This window comes from Enterobacter cloacae complex sp. P14RS, from assembly GCF_014895895.1.
GTDB classification, from domain to species: Bacteria; Pseudomonadota; Gammaproteobacteria; order Enterobacterales; family Enterobacteriaceae; genus Enterobacter; species Enterobacter bugandensis.
On record NZ_JADBQM010000001.1, the window covers coordinates 211,224 to 230,500 of the forward strand.

General features: G+C 58.6%; 20 protein-coding genes. 7 read left to right on the forward strand and 13 right to left on the reverse strand.

Translation table 11 applies throughout. The features are described 5' to 3' along the window. Positions 1-37: 37 nt before the first annotated feature. Genes IM295_RS01015 through tesA form a run of 3 tightly spaced genes read right to left on the reverse strand, consistent with a single transcriptional unit; the run spans position 38 to position 2,373 of the window. Entirely contained in the window at positions 38-892 is an 855-nt protein-coding gene (locus IM295_RS01015) for a co-chaperone YbbN (RefSeq protein ID WP_028012211.1), read from the reverse strand. 58 nt (positions 893-950) lie between these two features. Continuing rightward, a complete protein-coding gene (locus IM295_RS01020; RefSeq protein WP_102863616.1) occupies positions 951-1,760 on the reverse strand; it encodes an SDR family oxidoreductase in 810 nt (269 codons plus the stop codon). Beyond that, the gene (gene tesA, locus IM295_RS01025) at positions 1,750-2,373 is read right to left on the reverse strand and encodes a multifunctional acyl-CoA thioesterase I/protease I/lysophospholipase L1 (RefSeq protein ID WP_028012213.1); all 624 of its coding nucleotides are present in this window, start codon (positions 2,371-2,373) and stop codon (positions 1,750-1,752) included. The genes IM295_RS01020 and tesA overlap by 11 nt, the downstream gene beginning before the upstream one ends. Between tesA and ybbA the strand changes: the two genes are divergently transcribed. The 3 genes from ybbA to IM295_RS01040 all read left to right on the forward strand — a co-directional run bounded on the left by ybbA (position 2,344) and on the right by IM295_RS01040 (position 6,769). Then, positions 2,344-3,030 (forward strand): putative ABC transporter ATP-binding protein YbbA, encoded by a 687-nt coding sequence (gene ybbA, locus IM295_RS01030; RefSeq protein WP_041912055.1) that lies wholly within the window; start codon positions 2,344-2,346, stop codon positions 3,028-3,030. The two genes, tesA and ybbA, sit on opposite strands and share 30 nt — an antisense overlap. Beyond that, complete coding sequence (gene ybbP / locus IM295_RS01035; protein ID WP_193066093.1) at positions 3,027-5,441, forward strand: putative ABC transporter permease subunit YbbP; 2,415 nt, start codon at positions 3,027-3,029, stop codon at positions 5,439-5,441. The genes ybbA and ybbP overlap by 4 nt, the downstream gene beginning before the upstream one ends. 182 nt (positions 5,442-5,623) lie before the next feature. Next, entirely contained in the window at positions 5,624-6,769 is a 1,146-nt protein-coding gene (locus IM295_RS01040; RefSeq protein ID WP_193066094.1) for a porin, read from the forward strand. Positions 6,770-6,891: 122 nt separating this feature from the next. Here IM295_RS01040 and mnmH read toward each other — a convergent pair whose 3' ends face one another. The 5 genes from mnmH to ppiB all read right to left on the reverse strand — a co-directional run bounded on the left by mnmH (position 6,892) and on the right by ppiB (position 10,960). Then, positions 6,892-7,962: a tRNA 2-selenouridine(34) synthase MnmH gene (gene mnmH, locus IM295_RS01045; protein WP_193066095.1), complete on the reverse strand. Its 1,071-nt coding sequence runs from the start codon at positions 7,960-7,962 to the stop codon at positions 6,892-6,894. Between the two features lie 84 nt (positions 7,963-8,046). Then, a complete protein-coding gene (gene purK / locus IM295_RS01050; protein WP_028012218.1) occupies positions 8,047-9,114 on the reverse strand; it encodes a 5-(carboxyamino)imidazole ribonucleotide synthase in 1,068 nt (355 codons plus the stop codon). After that, entirely contained in the window at positions 9,111-9,620 is a 510-nt protein-coding gene (gene purE, locus IM295_RS01055) for a 5-(carboxyamino)imidazole ribonucleotide mutase (protein WP_006809824.1), read from the reverse strand. The genes purK and purE overlap by 4 nt, the downstream gene beginning before the upstream one ends. Before the next feature lie 119 nt (positions 9,621-9,739). Further along, positions 9,740-10,462 (reverse strand): UDP-2,3-diacylglucosamine diphosphatase, encoded by a 723-nt coding sequence (gene lpxH / locus IM295_RS01060; RefSeq protein WP_045260708.1) that lies wholly within the window; start codon positions 10,460-10,462, stop codon positions 9,740-9,742. A gap of 3 nt (positions 10,463-10,465) precedes the next feature. Beyond that, positions 10,466-10,960, reverse strand: a complete 495-nt coding sequence (gene ppiB, locus IM295_RS01065; RefSeq protein ID WP_000256009.1) for a peptidylprolyl isomerase B — start codon at positions 10,958-10,960, stop codon at positions 10,466-10,468. A gap of 175 nt (positions 10,961-11,135) precedes the next feature. On the opposite strand from ppiB, the gene cysS reads away from it, so the two are divergent. Continuing rightward, positions 11,136-12,521 carry a cysteine--tRNA ligase gene (cysS, locus tag IM295_RS01070; RefSeq protein ID WP_041911037.1) on the forward strand — a complete coding sequence of 462 codons (1,386 nt, stop codon included), beginning with the start codon at positions 11,136-11,138 and terminating at the stop codon, positions 12,519-12,521. A gap of 42 nt (positions 12,522-12,563) precedes the next feature. Here cysS and IM295_RS01075 read toward each other — a convergent pair whose 3' ends face one another. The 5 genes from IM295_RS01075 to folD form a co-directional block, all read right to left on the reverse strand. Further along, positions 12,564-13,085, reverse strand: coding sequence for a metal-dependent hydrolase (locus tag IM295_RS01075; RefSeq protein ID WP_028012221.1), 522 nt, complete (start codon positions 13,083-13,085; stop codon positions 12,564-12,566). 73 nt (positions 13,086-13,158) lie between these two features. Next, a complete protein-coding gene (malI, locus tag IM295_RS01080; protein ID WP_028012222.1) occupies positions 13,159-14,175 on the reverse strand; it encodes a Mal regulon transcriptional regulator MalI in 1,017 nt (338 codons plus the stop codon). An 83-nt stretch (positions 14,176-14,258) separates the two neighbouring features. Next, positions 14,259-15,758 (reverse strand): PTS transporter subunit EIIC, encoded by a 1,500-nt coding sequence (locus IM295_RS01085; RefSeq protein ID WP_028012223.1) that lies wholly within the window; start codon positions 15,756-15,758, stop codon positions 14,259-14,261. Between the two features lie 223 nt (positions 15,759-15,981). Further along, entirely contained in the window at positions 15,982-16,194 is a 213-nt protein-coding gene (ybcJ, locus tag IM295_RS01090) for a ribosome-associated protein YbcJ (RefSeq protein WP_045356450.1), read from the reverse strand. A 1-nt stretch (position 16,195) separates the two neighbouring features. Beyond that, positions 16,196-17,062 (reverse strand): bifunctional methylenetetrahydrofolate dehydrogenase/methenyltetrahydrofolate cyclohydrolase FolD, encoded by an 867-nt coding sequence (gene folD / locus IM295_RS01095; RefSeq protein WP_193066096.1) that lies wholly within the window; start codon positions 17,060-17,062, stop codon positions 16,196-16,198. A gap of 310 nt (positions 17,063-17,372) precedes the next feature. Between folD and fimA the strand changes: the two genes are divergently transcribed. The 3 genes from fimA to fimC all read left to right on the forward strand — a co-directional run bounded on the left by fimA (position 17,373) and on the right by fimC (position 19,277). Beyond that, on the forward strand, positions 17,373-17,936 hold the full coding sequence (gene fimA / locus IM295_RS01100; RefSeq protein ID WP_028012226.1) for a type 1 fimbrial major subunit FimA: 564 nt from the start codon (positions 17,373-17,375) through the stop codon (positions 17,934-17,936). 68 nt (positions 17,937-18,004) lie between these two features. Continuing rightward, on the forward strand, positions 18,005-18,550 hold the full coding sequence (gene fimI, locus IM295_RS01105) for a type 1 fimbrial protein subunit FimI (protein ID WP_028012227.1): 546 nt from the start codon (positions 18,005-18,007) through the stop codon (positions 18,548-18,550). Positions 18,551-18,584: 34 nt separating this feature from the next. After that, the gene (gene fimC / locus IM295_RS01110; RefSeq protein WP_028012228.1) at positions 18,585-19,277 is read left to right on the forward strand and encodes a type 1 fimbria chaperone FimC; all 693 of its coding nucleotides are present in this window, start codon (positions 18,585-18,587) and stop codon (positions 19,275-19,277) included.

Here is a 19,277-nt window from a genome sequence, read left to right on the forward strand (position 1 = left end):
AGGCCCGGTAAGCGTTAGCGCCACCGGGCATTTTTTGTTAATAGAGCAGCGCGTACAACTGACGACGATACTTCGACGCCAGCGCGTCTCCGGTGCCCAGCGCGGCCAGGATCTCCTGGAACATCTTGCGCGCCTGACCGTCTGCGGCAGCCAGATCTTTCTGCAGGTGGCTGAACAGCAGCTCCAGCGCCTCTTCGTTACGTCCCACCTGATGCAGCTGGAGCGCCAGCTGGCTTGCCAGCGCGGCATCCGCCGGGTTGTCGGCCACCTGCTGCTGCAGCTGCTGAATTTCCGGAGTGTCCGCCGCCTGCTTTAGCAGCTCAATCTGCGCCACCAGCCCCTGATAGCGGGTATCCTGATCCTGCATTGGAACCGTCTTGAGCACGGCTTCCGCGTCTTCTGAACGGTGCAGGGCGATCTGCGTTTCCGCCAGCAGCAGGCCGATCTGGCTGTTCTGGTTCGACAGCTGCCACGCCTCTTTCAGCAGCGGCAGCGCCTCGTCGTATTTGCCTTCCTGCATCAGCGCCATCGCTTCCTGCGCTTTCAGCTCTTCTTCGCGCGGCAGCACTTTATCCAGCAGGGCGCGAATCGCCTCTTCCGGCTGGGGGCCCTGGAAGCCATCGACAGGCTGGCCGTTCTGGAACAGATAAACGGTTGGAATGGCGCGCAGACCAAACTGCGACGCCACCATCGGCTCGGCGTCACAGTCCAGTTTCGCTAGAATGAACTGACCGTTGTACTGCGCGGCAAGGCTTTCCAGCACCGGCGTCAGCTGCAGACAGTGCTGGCTGCGCTCAGACCAGAAGTAGAACAGCACCGGTTTAGCCATCGACTGTTCGAGGACCTGTTGCAGGTTTGCTTCTGTAATATTGACGATATTCTGTACGGACATGCGGCTTTCTCTTTTGTCGGTTTACTCTTTACATGGGGATGAGCGTCGTCGCTTCAACTCAGCCGTGCAAAATTTTGTCCATTATCCTGCCCGGCAGCAGGCGCTTTAACCAGCCGACGGCATGGGTGACCAGCGTCACCGGATAGCGCATTTTGGGATGCTCGCTCTCAAAAGCATGGCGCACTTTGGCAACCACCGCCTCTGGCCCGAGGGTAAAACGTGCGGCGATGCCGGGGTTTTCGACCGGCTTGTCCGCCTGGGTCTGGTTCACGTTTTCGGTAAAGCGGGTACGGATCGGGCCGGGTTCAATCAGGCTGACCTTGATGCCGCTGTGGCGCAGCTCCATGCGCAGGGCGTCGGACCAGGCTTCCAGCGCATATTTGCTGGCGGCGTAGGCGCCGCGGCCCGGGGTGGAAATCAGCCCCATCACTGACGATGTCATCACGATGCGCCCTTCGCCGTGCGGCAGCATGGCCGGGAGCAGACGCATGGTGAGCTGATGGACGCCGAAGAAATTGGTTGAAAACTGCTTCTCCAGCGTTTCGCGCGAGAGCGTATCCAGCGGGCCATACACGCCGTAACCGGCATTATTAAAGAGACCGTACAGACGGCCTTCGGTCAGGGCTATCACCTCGTCGGCGGCGCGTTCAACGCTCTCCGGCGAGTCCATATCCAGCTGTATGCCGGTAAAGCCCAGCCCGTTCATGCGCTCGACATCGTCAGGCTTGCGGCACGCTGCCAGCACCCGAAATCCCTGGCGCTTTAGTTCAAGCGCGCTCTCAAGGCCGATTCCGCTGGAACATCCTGTAATTAAGACCGATTTTTGCATAACTTTACCTGTCAGGAACTCCGCTGAATTACGAGTCATGTTTAACTAAAGGAGCCAGCCGCGTTGCCATCCAGTCGGCAATAAACGGCTGCGCATCGCGATTGGGGTGGATACCGTCGTCCTGCATCCACTGGGGTTTGAGATAGACCTCTTCCATGAAAAATGGCAGGAGCGGAATATCAAACTCTTTGGCAAGCTTAGGGTAGATCGCGCTAAAGGCCTCATTATACCGACGACCGTAGTTGGCGGGCAGGCGAATTTGCATCAGCAGCGGCTGGGCGTTTGCCGCCTTGATGTCCCGCAAAATGGTACGCAGCGTTTGCTCGGTTTGCTGCGGCTGGAAGCCACGCAGGCCGTCATTACCGCCAAGCTCAACCAGCACCCAGCGCGGCTGATGCTGCTTGAGCAGCGCAGGCAGGCGCGACAGACCCTGCTGCGAGGTATCGCCGCTGATGCTGCCGTTGATAACGGTCGTCTTGCTTTGCCACTTGTCATTGAGCAGAGCCGGCCAGGCCGCGCTGGCCGCCATGCGGTAGCCCGCGCTCAGGCTGTCGCCAAGAATCAGTAACGTGTCCGCTGCCGCCGCGCGGAAGGTCATCAGCATCAAAAACAGGAAGGGCAAATGCCAGCGGAAAACAGTGTTGAAGTTCATCGTCTTAAGAAGTCCGTCGGTCAGGGGGAGCAGGAGCTTTCAATCCTTACCGGAGTTGAACTCGTTGTCAAACGCGCCGAAACCATCGCGCTGATTGGCGAATCCGGTTCCGGCAAGTCTACGCTGCTGGCGATTCTGGCCGGTCTGGACGACGGCAGCAGCGGCGAAGTCCACCTGGTCGGGCAACCGCTGCACCAGCTTGATGAAGAGGCGCGAGCCGCGCTGCGCGCACGGCATATCGGTTTTGTCTTTCAGTCTTTTATGCTGATCCCGACCCTGAACGCGCTGGAAAACGTCGAGCTCCCGGCGCTGCTGCGCGGCGAAAAGAGCCGCGAAAGCCGCACGCATGCGAAGGCGCTGCTGGAACAGCTCGGCCTGGGCAAGCGCCTCGACCACCTTCCGGCACAGCTTTCCGGCGGCGAGCAGCAGCGCGTGGCGCTGGCGCGGGCGTTTAACGGCCGCCCGGAAGTACTGTTTGCCGATGAACCCACCGGCAACCTTGACCGTAAAACCGGGGATAAAATTGCTGACCTGCTGTTTTCGCTTAACCGCGAACATGGCACCACGCTGATCCTCGTGACCCACGATCCGCAGCTGGCCGCCCGCTGCGACCGCCGCCTGCGGCTGGTGAACGGTATTCTTCAGGAGGAAGCATGATCGCCCGCTGGTTCTGGCGCGAATGGCGCTCGCCCTCACTGCTGATTGTCTGGCTGGCGTTAAGCCTGGCGGTGGCCTGCGTGCTGGCGCTCGGCAGCGTCAGCGACCGTATGGAAAAAGGGCTCAGCCAGCAGAGCCGCGAATTTATGGCCGGGGACCGGGCGCTGCAAAGCTCGCGTCCTGTGCCGCCTGGCTGGATTGAGGAAGCGCGCAAGGAAGGGCTAAAGGTGGGAGAGCAGCTCACCTTCCAGACCATGACCTTCGCGGGGGACACCCCGCAGCTCGCCAGCGTGAAGGCCGTGGATGACATCTACCCGATGTACGGGGAATTACAAACCAGCCCGCCGGGGCTAAAGCCGACGCCCGGCACGGTGCTGCTGGCATCGCGCCTGATGGCACTTCTCAACCTGAAGCCCGGCGACAGTATTGACGTTGGCGATGCCACGCTGAAAATCGCCGGGGAAGTGGTGCAGGAGCCCGACTCCGGCTTTAACCCGTTCCAGCTCGCGCCGCGCCTGCTGATGAACACCGCCGATGTCGCGAAAACCAACGCCGTCCAGCCGGGAAGCCGCGTCACCTGGCGCTACAAGTTTGGCGGCACGCCCGCGCAGCTGGAGTCGTATGAAAAATGGCTTCTGCCGCAGCTCAAGCCGGAACACCGCTGGTACGGGCTGGAGCAGGACGAAGGGGCGCTCGGCAAATCCCTCGAACGTTCCCAACAGTTCCTGCTGCTGTCGGCGCTGTTAACCCTGCTGCTGGCGGTGGCGGCGGTTGCCGTGGCGATGGGGCACTACTGCCGCAGCCGCTACGACCTGGTGGCGATCCTTAAAACCCTCGGCGCGGGGCGGGCGCAGCTGCGCAAGCTGATCGTCGGCCAGTGGCTGATGCTGCTGGCCCTCTCTGCGCTCACTGGCGGAATAATAGGCCTGCTGTTTGAAAAACTGCTGATGGTGATGCTGAAACCGGTGCTGCCGGCCGCTTTGCCCCCGGCAAGCCTCTGGCCGTGGCTGTGGGCGATGGGCGCGATGACGGTGATCTCGGTGCTGGTGGGGCTGCGCCCGTACCGCCTGCTGCTCGCGACGCAGCCGCTGCGGGTGCTGCGCAATGATGTGGTGGCGAACGTCTGGCCGCTGAAGTTCTATCTTCCGGCGATTATTGCTGTTGCGGTCGGGCTGCTGGCCTGGCTGATGGGCGGCAGCACCCTGCTGTGGGCCGTGCTGGCCGGCGCGGTGGTACTGGCGCTGCTGTGCGGCGTGCTGGGCTGGATACTGCTCAACGTTCTGAAAAGGCTGACGGTAAAATCCCTGCCGGTGCGGCTGGCGGTCAACCGCCTGCTGCATCAGCCCTGGTCAACGCTCAGCCAGCTGTCGGCCTTTTCGCTGTCGTTTATGCTGCTGGCGCTGCTTCTCGTGCTTCGCGGAGATCTGCTGGATCGCTGGCAGCAGCAGCTTCCGCCGGAAAGCCCGAACTATTTCCTGATCAACATCGCACCGGAACAGGTGACGCCGCTGAAGGGTTTCCTGTCGGAGCATCACATTATCCCCGAGTCGTTCTATCCCATCGTCCGCGCGCGTCTGACGCAGATCAACGGCCAGTCAACCGAGGGGAACAAGGACGAGTCGCTTAACCGCGAACTCAACCTGACCTGGCAGGAGAAACGTCCCGACCATAACCCGATTACCGCCGGTACCTGGCCGCCGAAAGCGGGAGAGGTGTCGATGGAAGAGGGGCTGGCGACGCGCCTGAACGTGAAGCTCGGGGACAGCGTGACCTTCACCGGTGATACCCAGGATTTTACCGCCAAAGTCACCAGCCTCCGTAAAGTGGACTGGGAAAGCCTGCGGCCAAACTTCTTCTTCATCTTCCCGCCGGGCGCGCTGGACGGGCAGCCGCAGAGCTGGCTGACCAGCTTCCGCTGGGAAAACGGCAACGGCATGCTGACGCAGCTTAACCGGGAGTTCCCGACGGTGAGCCTGCTGGATATTGGCGCGATCCTCAAACAGGTCGGGCAGGTGCTGGAGCAGGTGAGCCGCGCGCTGGAGGTGATGGTGGTGCTGGTGACAATCTGCGGCATATTGCTGCTGCTGGCGCAGGTGCAGGTGGGCATGCGCCAGCGTCATCAGGAACTGATAGTCTACCGCACGCTCGGCGCGGGTAAGCGGCTGCTGCGGGCGACGCTCTGGAGCGAGTTTGCGCTGCTTGGGCTGGTGGCGGGTCTGGTCGCGGCGATTGGCGCGGAGACGGCGCTGGCGGTGCTGCAGACAAAGGTCTTCGACTTCCCGTGGGAGCCTGACTGGCGTCTCTGGCTAGTACTCCCTCTCTGCGGCGCGGTGCTGCTCTCCCTCTGCGGGGGCTGGCTCGGGGCGCGATTGTTAAAGGGCAAGGCCCTGTTCCGGCAGTTTGTGAATTGATTTGGCATGGTAATAATTACGCACCGGTTTTTATGCCGGTGCGTAATGCTTAAATAGCACAAAGTGATAATGCCAACGCATTTAGTAGCACAAAACATTAAAAACCCGCCCACACAGCCCGAAAATTTCCGGTTAATATTCACCAGCTAAATATTTAGCAGCGTGTCTATTAAGGAAAAATAATGACTATAAAAAAATCAGCGCTGGCGGCAACGATCGGCGCGGCAGTGGTATTGACTACTTTTGCATCTCAGGCAGAAATCACCGTACTTAAGCAGGATCCTCAGGCGGGTAACCCGCTGAGCCGCCTGAACTTCACCGTTGGCGGCAGTATTCGTCCTCAGTTCCAGAACATGACCGGCGATGACGGCAAAAACGGCTACAAGCGTAACGGCTTTGACGGCGGTACCCGCTTCCGTTTCGCGGCAGACTACTACCTGTTCGATGACATCAGCTGGATCAGCTACTACGAGCTGGGGGTGAACATTCCGGCGCAGTTTAACTGGGATAACCACTACGCCGACGGCGCGCACGACACCTCACGCCGTATGCTCTACACCGGCCTGAAGAGCGATACCTGGGGTACGCTGACCTTCGGCCAGCAGAACAGCGTGTACTACGATGTGGTGGGCGCGAAAACCGATATCTGGGACTACGACATGATCGGCCAGGCGCCGGGTAACGGGATCAATGGCGACTACGACGGCTCTTACCGTTCACGCCAGATGCTGAAATATAAGAAAACCGTGGGCGATGCGGACATCTATGCATCCTACCTGTTTGAAGACAGCGAATACCTGCCGGGCAACGGCCTGCGCTACAAGCGTAAAGGCGGCGGCTCACTGGGTATCGATTACCACCTGACCACCGATCTGACCTGGGGCGCTGCGTGGAACTACACCCGCGCGGACATGCGTAACCCGGACAACGGCGACAGCAAATCCTACGACCAGAATATTGTCGGTACCGCGCTGAGCTGGACGCCGGACAACTGGACCTTCTCCGCGGGCGGCGGCTGGTACCAGAACTTCCTGACCACCAAAAAAGTGTCTGTTAACGACTACTTTGCGGGCGACGCGTGGGGTATTGAATACTTCGCAGGGTACAAATTCCCAATCGGTCAGTACGCGGTGAAATCCATCCAGCCTTACTTCATGGGTGACCGCATCGAGTACGTGAACGGCCGTAACTACCAGCGCATCGACAACGGCGTGGGTATCAGCTTCCAGCTGGATTACGGTTTCCGCGTGGATTACGAACACGTGTTCACCTCCAGCACCGACAACCTGGGCGACATGAACCTGGTGCGTCTGCGTTACGACTTCTAAGGTGTCATGTAGGGTGCGGCCTGATGCCCTCACCCTGACCCTCTCCCACGGGGAGAGGGAAAAAACATTAAAAACGGCAACCCAGGTTGCCGTTTTGCTTTTACCTCGCCACCCGGCTTTTTTTAGCGATTAAGCCACTCGGCAATTTCTGCGAACGTCCCGCGATAGACAATCTTCTCCGCTTTCTTCTCCAGCTGATAGCCGTACATCGGGTCGTAATAGTCCTTCAGCAGCGGTACAAGCCAGCTGAAGTGCGCGTCGGTGCTGCCCGTTCGCTGTTGTTCGGCAAGGGCCGCGTCCAGCAGCGCCGTAAATTCCGCAAAACGCTGTAGCCCAAGCCGACGGCGAATGGCAAACAGGCCGTGGTGCAGGTACTCGCTGTACTCCTTCCAGCCCCCCTCCTCACCGTACGCGGCAGAAAAATCCGCCCACATGTGGTCAAAATACTCTTCGCGCAGGCGCTCAAGTCGGGTTTCAAACGGGTCTTCGACGACAACGATAGGGGCGTCAACCATGCGGTCGCGCAGGCACTCCGGCAGGTGGTTGGAGCCAATCATCCGGCCCTCGTCCTCCAGCACCCAGCGCGCGGCGTCTTTTTTCAAGAGCTCAACCGCAAGGTGATTCTCAAAGCTCGCCTGGGAAAGCTGCGGCGTAAGCGTGCGGCCAAACGACGAACCGCGATGGTGCGCCAGCCCTTCCAGATCGATGCCCTGCGCGTGCTGCTTCACCAGCAGCGTTTTACCGTTGCCGGTACAGCCGCCGATAAGCACCATCGGCTTTTGCGACTGCTCAATGGTGACCTGAATCGCCGTCTGGCGCAGGGCCTTATAGCCGCCGCGGATCAGCGGGTAGTCGATGCCAGCTTCTTTCAGCCAGGCCTGAGAGATATGCGAGCGCTGACCGCCGCGCGCGCAGCAGAGATAGCCCTCGGGGTGCGCAAGGCTGGCTTCGCGCCAGGCGTTAATGCGCGCCTCCCGCGTCTCGCCGCTCACCAGGCTATGGCCGAGCGCCAGCGCGGCGTCGGGTCCCTGGCGCTTATAGCAGGTACCCACGGCGGCACGCTCGTCGTCGTTCATTAAGGGCAGGTTGAGTGCGGCGGGCATCGCACCCTGGGCAAATTCGATCGGCGCGCGAACGTCGATTAAAGGGGTATCAGACGCGAGGATCGCGCGATAGTCCGTTCCATCGTTCATGGTGATTCCAGAAGAAAACTCAGCAGCAATGGGCGGGGATTGTACGCCGGGGAAGGGGAAGGTCAACTCCCCGGCGCAGATGTCTTACTTGAGCTTTGACTGTGCCCAGACAATTCCGCTCGCGTATTCTGGCGGCAGGAGAGGAACGATCGCCTCCAGGGTGGCGCTCAGGCGGTCGGTATCGCTGTCGTTCAGGTTGAGATGACCCACTTTACGACCCGCGCGAACCTCTTTGTCATACCAGTGCAGATGCACCAGCGGCAGCTTCAGCCAGTCGTAGTTCAGATCGGTCCCGATCAGGTTGATCATCACCGACGGGCTGTTAACGACGGGCTGTGGCAGCGGCAGGTCGGTGATGGCACGCAGGTGCAGTTCGAACTGGCTGATAGAGGCGCCGTTTTGCGTCCAGTGGCCGCTGTTGTGCACGCGCGGCGCCAGCTCGTTGATCAGCAGGCCCGACGGCGTGACGAAGCACTCCATCGCCATCACGCCCACGTAGCCCAGCTCGTGCATGATGGCAGAAAGCATCTCTTCCGCCTGCGCCTGCTGGTCGGCATTGGCGTGCGGGAAGGCGACGCTGGTGCGCAGAATGCCGTCCTGATGCAAGTTATGCGTCAGCGGGTAAAACACCGTGCGGCCATCGTGCCCGCGTGCGCCAACCAGCGACACTTCGCCGCTGAAGTTGATGCCCTGCTCAACGATGCACTCGCCGTAGCAGTCGTCCGGCAGCTCGGCGGTGTCGCCTGCGCGCAGGCGCCACTGGCCGCGGCCGTCGTAGCCACCCACGCGGCGCTTCACAATCGCCAGCTCGCCCAGCATGGCGAAGACGTCATTCCACTCGCTTTTATCAGACAGGAGCTGCCACGGGGCGGTTGCGAGGCCCAGCTTGTCGAACAGCTGCTTCTGCGTCAGACGGTCGGCAATGATCGGGAACACGTCGCGGTTCACGAAGGCGTTATGGCGCGCCAGCTCGCGGGTCAGGGCGGTTTCCGGCCAGCGTTCAATTTCGGCGGTGATTACGCTCTGATGGAACGGCACCGCTTCCGGCTCGGCGTCCAGCCCGACGGGCCAGACGGCAATCCCCAACGGTTCGCCAGCCTGACGCAGCATGCGGCCCAGCTGGCCGTTGCCGAGGACGCAAACCTGCTTCATGCCGCACCCCGCGGGTCCGGGTTATCCAGCACCTCGTCGGTCTGGGCTTTACGCCACTCCGCCAGGCGCTGGTGTAAATCTTTGTCGTGCGTTGCAAGAATTTGCGCGGCCAGCAGGGCGGCGTTCGCCGCGCCCGCTTTGCCAATTGCCAGCGTACCGACAGGAATACCGCGCGGCATCTGGACGATGGAGTAGAGGCTATCGACACCGCTTAACGCGGCGCTTTGTACCGGGACGCCCAGAACCGGCACCAGCGTTTTGGCGGCAATCATGCCCGGCAGATGTGCTGCGCCGCCCGCACCGGCAATAATCACCTCATACCCGTTCTCTTCGGCGCTTTCGGCGAAGCTGAACAGTTTGTCCGGCGTACGGTGTGCGGAAACCACTTCAACGTGGTGCGGAACATTCAGGATTTCAAAGATTTCGGCGGCGAACTGCATGGTAGCCCAGTCGCTTTTGGACCCCATCACGATGGCGACACGCGCCGGATTATTGCGGGAAGACATGCGTCTTAAAACTCCTGTGGTGCGAAACACACTGCTTTCGAGGGCACAGAGAATAGCATGTTATACGGGCAAGGAAAACGGTTGCGTGGCTGAGAAACAAGCGAAACGACGAGAAAACGTTAAAACGGAAAAGCGATCAGTTCGACACCTTCCGGGGTGACTTTGACCATCGAACCCTCAGTGTGCCATGCGCCCAATACCACGCGATGGGCCGGTTCACCGTTGGCGCTCAGAGAATGCACGTCAGGGCGATGGGTATGACCGTGGATCAGCCACTGAACGCCATGCTTTTCCATCACGCTCACCACAGCTTGCGGGTTGACGTCCATGATGGTCAGGGATTTACTGCTGTTGGCGGCTTTGCTGCCCGCACGCATTCTGGCGGCGATGCGGTTGCGGATAAACAGCGGCAGGGCAAGGAACACCTTCTGGATCCACGGGGTGTGGACCTTAGCGCGAAACGCCAGGTAGCCGGTATCGTCGGTGCAGAGCGTGTCGCCGTGCATGATCAGTACCTTGCGGCCATAGAGATCGAGCACCTGTTCTTCCGGCAGCAGCGTCATACCGCTTTCGCGGGCATAGCGCTTGCCGAGCAGGAAATCACGGTTGCCGTGAATGAAGTAGCAGGGGACGCCGGAATCTACCAGCGTTTTAATGGCGGCAGCCATTTCACGATGCAGCGGGTTAGGATCGTCGTCGCCAATCCAGGCTTCAAACAGATCGCCCAGGATGTACAGCGCATCGGCGCTTTTCGCTTCACCGCGTAAAAAACGCAGAAAACCGGCGGTTATCGCCGGTTCTTCTGTTTGCAGATGCAGATCCGCAATAAAGAGTGTCGCCACGAATTACTCGCTGACGGTCACGCTTGTAATCACAACGTCTTCTTTAGGAACGTCCTGGTGCATGCCGCTGCGGCCGGTAGAGACGGCTTTGATCTTGTCGACCACGTCCATACCTTCAACCACTTCTGCGAACACGCAGTAGCCCCAGCCCTGCAGGCTTTCGCCGGAGAAGTTCAGGAAGTCGTTGTCCGCTACGTTGATGAAGAACTGCGCGGTGGCAGAGTGTGGTGCCTGAGTACGGGCCATTGCCAGCGTACCGCGGGTGTTTTTCAGGCCGTTGTTCGCTTCGTTTTTGATCGCCTCTTTGGTCTCTTTCTGGCGCATGCCAGGCTCGAAACCGCCGCCCTGGATCATAAAGCCGTTGATCACGCGGTGGAAAATAGTGTTGTTGTAGAAACCTTCGCGGCAGTAGTCCAGGAAGTTTTTAACTGTTTCAGGCGCTTTGTCATCAAAGGTCTTGATTACGATATCGCCATGATTAGTGTGGAAAGTAACCATTTTTGCATCCTGTTCCGTTATTGTGGTACGTCGACCCGCCTTCGGGTCATATATAGGGGCTTGTTATAGCATAACCACAGGACGCGATCACCTTGCATTGTGTGCTGATCCTATTCCGAATTATGGGTATTATATGGAACAAACAACTCACACACGTGTTTACATGGAATCTTCGATGTTAAAAATCTTTAATACAATGACGCGCCAGAAAGAGGAATTTAAACCTATCCATGCCGGGGAAGTCGGCATGTACGTGTGTGGTATTACGGTTTACGATCTCTGTCATATCGGCCATGGCCGTACCTTTGTCGCGTTCGACGTGGTCTCTCGCTACCTGCGCTTCCTGGGCTATAACCTGAAGTACGTGCGTAACATCACCGACATCGACGACAAAATCATCAAGCGCGCTAATGAAAACGGCGAAAGCTTTGTTGCGCTGGTGGATCGCATGATTGTTGAGATGCACAAAGATTTTGATGCCCTCAATATTCTGCGTCCGGACAGCGAGCCGCGTGCGACCCACCATATCCACGAAATTATTGAGATCACCGAAAAGCTGATCGAACGCGGTCATGCGTACGTAGCGGAAAACGGCGACGTGATGTTCTCCGTCCCGACGGACCCAACCTACGGCGCGCTTTCCCGTCAGGACCTGGACCAGCTGCAGGCCGGCGCGCGCGTGGACGTGGTTGACGTGAAGCGTAACCCGATGGACTTCGTGCTGTGGAAGATGTCCAAAGAGGGCGAGCCGAGCTGGCCATCCCCGTGGGGCGAAGGCCGTCCGGGCTGGCACATTGAATGTTCCGCGATGAACTGCAAGCAGCTGGGCAATCACTTCGACATTCACGGCGGCGGTTCGGATCTGATGTTCCCGCACCACGAAAACGAAATTGCGCAGTCCACCTGCGCCCACGGCGGCGAGTACGTTAACTACTGGATGCACTCCGGGATGGTGATGGTTGACCGCGAGAAGATGTCGAAATCGCTGGGCAATTTCTTCACCGTGCGCGACGTGCTGAAGTATTACGATGCGGAAACCGTGCGCTACTTCCTGATGTCTGGCCACTATCGTAGCCAGTTGAACTACAGCGAAGAGAACCTGAAGCAGGCGCGCTCGGCGCTGGAGCGTCTGTACACCGCGCTGCGCGGCACCGACAAATCTGTGCCTGCGGCGGGCGGCGAAGCGTTCGAAGCGCGCTTCGTTGAGGTGATGAACGATGATTTCAACACCCCGGAAGCCTACTCCGTACTGTTCGACATGGCGCGCGAAGTGAACCGCCTGAAGTCAGAGGACATGGCAGCGGCGAATGCGCTGGCGTCCCATCTGCGTAAGCTCTCTTCCGTGCTCGGCCTGCTGGAGCAGGAGCCGGACGCGTTCCTGCAGAGCGGTGCGCAGGCGGACGACGGTGAAGTGGCGGAAATTGAAGCGCTGATTAAAGCGCGTCTGGAAGCGCGTCAGGCCAAAGACTGGGCGGCGGCGGATGCGGCGCGTAACCGTCTGACCGAGATGGGCATCATTCTGGAAGACGGCCCGCAGGGGACGACCTGGCGTCGTAAGTAAGTCTGTAACGCCCGGTGGCGCTAACGCTTACCGGGCCTACTTTTACCTTCTTTTCCACCACAACATCCCCATCAGCACCACCCCCGGCAGCCACACCCACAGCAGTTCCGAGATAATGACCTCATGCCCGTACGGCGTGGCGTAGCGCGACAGCGCAAACGGCGCGACCTTAATCACCTGCCACGGCGCAAAGAAGCGCTCGTCTGACCACGGCCACAGCCAGCCGACGCCTTTTCCGCCGGTGGTAACGGAATCCAGCAGGCTGTGCGACAGCAGTGAAACGGTTAAGAACAGCCAGCAGCGCGTCAGGCTGGCCCGGAACCATCGTCGGCCAATCAGCACGCAGAGTATCGGTACCGCAAAGGCAAACAGCAGCGAATGGGTAAAGCCGCGGTGGCCGAAAATATTCCCGTAGGCGACGCCGAATTTGAACGCCAGCACGTCGGCGTCCGGCAGCATGGCGAGCACGATCCCGGCAAACAGCAGGCGGGGAGGGATGACTTTCGTTCCCAGACCTAAGCCCAGGCAAAGGGGAACAGCAGCGTGAGTGATAACGGTAGGCATTGCAATTATCCATGGCAAATCACAGCAATATAGCAGCGAATTCGCTGCAGCAAACCTGTGTCAAATTCTGATTTTACGCCGACTCGCGGGCGATAAGCTGCCCGGACAGCGTAATGCGCTGGGTTTGCAGATCCGGCTCCTTCAGCTTGCGGATAATCAGCCCCGCCGCCTGTCGTCCGGTTTCATCGCTGGCCGAAGAGACGTAGGTGAAGGAAGGGGAGGTGAGGTTGACGTGGAGCATATCTTCAAAACCGATCAGCGCCACCTGCTGGGTCAGGAACACGTCTTTCCCCACGGTGCGGCCCACCTGGTGAATGCCGGAAATGGAGCCGATCATCGCATCCGGGGAGTGGCAAAGCAGGGCGGTGATGGAGCTGTTTTTCTCCAGCAGCTGGCGCGTTGCCATCGCGGCGGCCTGGGTGTCGTCGCTGCAGGCCGGTGAATAATCATCGCGCCAGACCAGCCCGTTTTGCGTCATCGCGCTGCGAAAGCCGAGCAGGCGCTGCTCGCGGATAAGACAGCCCTCGCGCCCGCCAATGTAGGCGATCGTGCGGTGTCCGCGTTCGATAAGATAGCGTGCGGCAAGGTTCGCTGCCTGGCGATTATCGCGCATGACCAGATTGCATTTTTCGTCCAGCAGAGACTGCGAGACCGCCACCAGCGGCAGCGGGCACTGGCGGATCTGCTCCGGTAAAGCGGCGTTACGGGTGTCAGACGCCAGATAAATAACGCCCGCGACGCCCTGCTGCTTAAACGACAGCAGGGTCCGTTCCAGATGTTCCTGGTCGTTCAGCGGCTGGCCGAGAAACACCATATAACCCTGCTTCTCCAGCTCCTGAACGATGCTCGCCATCACCTTGATGGAAAAGCTGTCGCTGAAGTCGCGCAGGATCAGGCCGATAAGATTGGAGGTGTTGGCGCGGAGGTTGGCAGCGGCAACGTTATGAACATAGCCCAGCGTCGTGATGGCGGCATTGACCTTCTCGATCGTCGCCTCTGAGATTTTCCCTTTCTGACGTAGCACCAGCGACACGGTAGAGACCGAGACGCCCGCGTGCTTTGCGACATCAATGATGCTGACTTTCTTCAAAACCGCTCCCTGAAATTTACCGATTATCAGCCGGATAAGACACGTCTCACAGCGTACAGGAGACGTGTCGTTCAGGCATCTTATTATTTGCCGATCATGGTGGACATGGTCTGGGCGATAAACTGTGCTCTGGCACCGAAAATCACCTGGATCCCGTTGTCGCCGACGAAGACCACGCCGCGCGCGCCGAGCCCGTTCAGTCCGTCCCTGTCCACCGCATCGCTCTTCGCCACTTCCAGACGCAGGCGGGTGATGCAGGAGCCGACGGAGTCAATGTTCTGCGCGCCGCCCAGCAGGCCGATGATTTCGGTGGCAAGTTCGGAATCGGACTTGTCATTCGCGCTGGCGGTCACCTCCGTACGGCCCGGCGTTTTCACGTCGAAACGACGGATCACGAAGCGGAACGTGAAGTAGTAAATCAGCGCCATCGGAATGCCGATGATAATGGCACTCAGGAAGTTGGTCTGATAGCCGTTAAACGACGGCAGGATCCCGAACGACAGGTAGTCGATAAAGCCCGCCGAGAACGATTTGGCGATATGCGCGTGCAGCAGGTACATGGTCATGTACGCCAGGCCCGCCATGATGGCGTTGAAGACGTACAGAATCGGCGCCACGAAGATAAAGGTGAACTCTACCGGCTCGGTGATCCCCGTCAGGAAGCAGGTGAGGGCAGCGGAGAAGAGAATACCGGCCGCGATTTTCTTATTCTTCGTATGCGCTTCGTGGTACATCGCCAGGCATGCAGCAGGCAGCGCGAACAGCATCAGCGGGAACTCGCCCTGCATGAACTTACCGGCGTTCTGGTAGGTGTCGCTGCTGAAGGATTTCACCCCCTCTTCGAGCATTTTGAACCAGATGGTCTGGTCACCGTGGATCACCTGGCCCGCCTGGGTGGTGTAATCCCCGAACGAATACCAGAAGGACGGATACCAGATGTGGTGCAGGCCGAGCGGGATCAGCGCGCGCTCCACCAGCCCGAAGATAAAGGTCGATGCCGCCTGGTTATCACCGTTTACGATCACCGAGAGCGCGTCGATACCGGCCTGAATATGCTGCCAGACGTACGGCAGCAGCAGCCCCATCAGGAAAGAGAGGAACGCCGTGGCGATCGCCACAAAGCGCTTCCCGGAGAAGAAGCCGAGGAACTCCGGCAGCTGCATGGTGTGGAAGCGGTTGTAGCACCAGGCTGCGAGAATGCCGCAGATAAGCCCGCCGAAGACGCCCATCTGCAGCGTCGGGATGCCGACCACCATGGCATATTTTCCGCCCTGCGAGGCCATTTCCGGCGTAATGCTTAATACGGTACTGATGGTGATGTTGGTGACAAACACCGACACCGCCGCCGAGAGTGCTGCAATGCCGGATTCCGAGGCCAGACCGACAGCAGAGCCGATGGCAAACAGCATCGGCAGGTTATCAAAGATAACCCCGCCGGCGTTCATCATCAGCGGCAGGTGGAACTTATCGCCGAAGGCCAGCAGGAGGCCCGCAGCGGGAAGCAGTGAAATTGGCAGCATTAAGGCGCGACCAATCATCGATAACTTAGACAGCGATTTAACAAACCCTGATATCAGACTCATGCTGATTTCCCCCGAGTAGCGCTTTTTAAGCGCTGTTATTGTAAGTAGAACGTTTTAGTAGAACGTTCTACTTATCGTGGGGAAAGAGTGAAAAACGCGCAACTGAAATCTCACCTTTCAACAGATGAAATAGTGATTATTTGAAGTTGATCGATAAATAACCGTGATGGATATGGGGGGATTTTTGATCCCCTCTCCCCTTTGGGGAGAGGGTGAGGAGGACTCAGGCCGTCACGGTCACGCTCTGCCCTTCAAAGCTCACGGTCTGGCCGGCGACAATCTTGCAGCGCTTGCGGGTTTCCACCACGCCGTCGACTAAAACCCGCCCGTCGGCGATAACGATTTTCGCCTGCGCGCCGCTTTCGCTCCAGCCTTCGAGCTTGAGCAGATCGCACAGCTCAACGTGCGGGTGTTTGCCTAATGAAAATGTGGCCATCTTATGCTTCCTCTACATCGTGGTACTCTTCGCATGCCTGCAAAGTATTCTGAATCAGCGTTGCTACAGTCATCGGGCCAACGCCGCCCGGGACCGGGGTAATATAAGACGCGCGAGCTGCGGCATCTTCATACACCACGTCGCCGACCACTTTGCCGTTTTCCAGACGGTTAATCCCGACGTCCACGACAATCGCGCCCTCTTTGATCCACTCGCCCGGAATAAAGCCCGGCTTGCCGACCGCGACGATCAGCAGATCGGCGTTTTCAACGTGGTAGCGAAGGTTTTTGGTAAAGCGGTGGGTCACGGTGGTGGTGCAGCCGGCCAGCAGCAGCTCCATGCTCATCGGACGGCCCACGATATTGGACGCGCCGATGACCACGGCGTTCAGGCCGTAGGTGTCGATGTTATAACGCTCCAGCAGCGTCACGATGCCGCGCGGGGTGCACGGGCGCAGACGCGGCGCACGCTGGCACAGGCGGCCCACGTTGTACGGATGGAAACCGTCGACGTCTTTATCCGGCGCGATACGCTCCAGCACCTTCACGTTGTCGATGCCCGCAGGCAGCGGCAGCTGAACCAGAATGCCGTCGATCTCTTTATCGGCATTCAGGGTGTCAATAAGTTCCAGCAGTTCCGCTTCGCTGGTGGTTTCCGGCAAATCGTAAGAGCGGGAGACGAACCCCACCTCTTCACACGCTTTGCGTTTACTGCCGACATAAATCTGTGATGCCGGGTTGCTGCCAACCAGCACAACGGCCAGCCCGGGAGCGCGTTTTCCGGCGGCTTTACGCGCCTTCACTTTTTCCGCGACCTCAGAGCGCACCTGCTGCGCAATCGTTTTACCGTCAATAATCTTTGCTGCCATCAGAGAGAAGATTCCGTCTGTAACGTTTGAAAGGGGGGATTGCCTGTATTTTGTCAGAAGCGAGCGCCGCTGTCAGTCACCCTTTACGAGTTTTCATCCGTGAGGCGCAAAAACCCTTCTTAAGTGATGGTCAATTTCTTAGACCGGATTAGGATGTGACCTGGCGAAATGGCAGTGTTTTGACATATTTAAAAATTACATCCTGAGCTACTTTGTCTCCTCCGAAATAAGTTTTCAATTATGCAATTGAACGTATTTCTTATTCCCGATTTTTCGCGGGAAGGGTTATTTACATTTTAAAGGAATAGACATGAAACTCAGCAACATTGCTTCTTCTGTTATTGCAACACTGGCCCTGGTCGCGGGTGCCGCTAATGCAGCCGATCCCGTTACGCCGGTTACCGTAAATGGCGGTACCGTGCATTTTAAAGGTGAACTGGTTAATGCTGCTTGTTCAGTAAATACCGATTCTTCCGAGCAGACGGTTAATCTCGGTCAGTATCGTACCGCGAAATTCACCAAAGTGGGCGACACCACCTCTAATATTCCGTTCAACATTGAACTGAATGACTGCGATCCACTGGTTGCGAAAACCGCTGCCGTTGCTTTCACCGGCCAGATCGACGCGACCGACAAAACCCTGCTGGCCGTGACGTCCGGTAACAACGACAACACCGCGAAAGGCGTGGGTATCGAGATCCTCGACAGCAAATCCAGCGTGCTGACCCCGGACGGTGCCACCTTCTCTGCCGCGAAAGACCTGATTAAAGGGACTAACACCCTGCAATTCACCGCGCGCTACAAATCAACGGCTGCAACCACCGAGCCAGGCCAGGCGAACGCTGACGCCACCTTCGTAATGAAATACGAATAATACCCTCGCACAGGGATGTTCAGGCCTCAGGGACGAGGCCCGTCATACGCTACTGCCAGGAACGAAGGATGACAAGGACTGGAACACTACTGCTGTTAACCCTTGCGATGGCCTGCCCGGCATCGGCGCATACCGTGGTGATCGAAGGCGGCAAGGTGCATCTTCGGGGGGAGCTGGTAAACGGCGGCTGCGCCGTGGCGCCCGACAGCCAGAATATGCGCATCGACATGGGGCAGTACCGAACCAATTCATTTTCCGGTGTGGGCAGCTTTTCAACGGTTAATGTGCCGTTCACCGTGCGGCTGCTGGACTGCAGCGTGGATGTCTCCCGCATCGTGGGGATCCAGTTTCAGGGCGTGACGCCCGCGGAAGATCCGCAGGTTTTTCTGGCGACATCGCGGCCAGGTGAAACGCCTGTCAGCAGCGGTGTAGGGCTGGCGCTTTTTGATGAGCAGCAGCGTCAGATTATCCCGAATGCGACGGCCGTCAGCTGGTTGCCCGTGAATACCAGCGAGCTCGCATTTCATTTTAGCGCCCGCTATCGCGCTATTTCCGAACACCTCGTGCCAGGCAATATTCAGTCGGATGTCTGGTTTACGTTGATTTATCCATAACACCTGCGAACACATTATTAAAGGTACGGTTTTGATGAATATGCTAATTAAACCAGGACTGCTTTTATCGTTTATTTTAATGATGGTTTCTGCTTGCGCGAATGCTTCCGGCGGTATTGCGCTGGGGGCCACGCGCGTTATTTATCCGGCGGATGCGAAGCAAACGTCGCTGGCGATCACCAACAGCAATAAACAAGAACGCTACTTAATTAACGCGTGGATCGAAAATGCCAGCGGGCAAAAGGAAAAAACCTTTGCCGTCACGCCGCCGCTGTTCGTTAGCGAGCCGGACAGCGAAAACACGCTGCGTATTATTTACGCCGGGCCCGCGCTGCCCGCCGATCGCGAATCGCTCTTTTACATGAACGTGAAGGCGATCCCGTCAGTGAACAAAGCGAAAACAGAAAACAATAACGTGCTGCAGCTGGCGATCCTTTCGCGCATCAAGCTGTTTGTGCGCCCGAATAACCTGGCGATGCAGCCGGATGAGGCGCTTTCCCAGCTGCGCTTTGAGCGCGTGGGGAACCATCTCAAAGTCAGCAACGCCTCGCCGTATTACATCACTCTGGTCAACCTGAAGCTGGGCGGTCAGACGCTGGAAAACCTGATGGTCGCGCCGAAAAACTCGGCTCAGCAGGTGCTGCCCGCCGGGGCCGGCGGTACGCTCTCCTGGCAGAGCGTGAATGACTACGGCGCCATTACACCGGCGCGCAGCGTCAACCTGTGA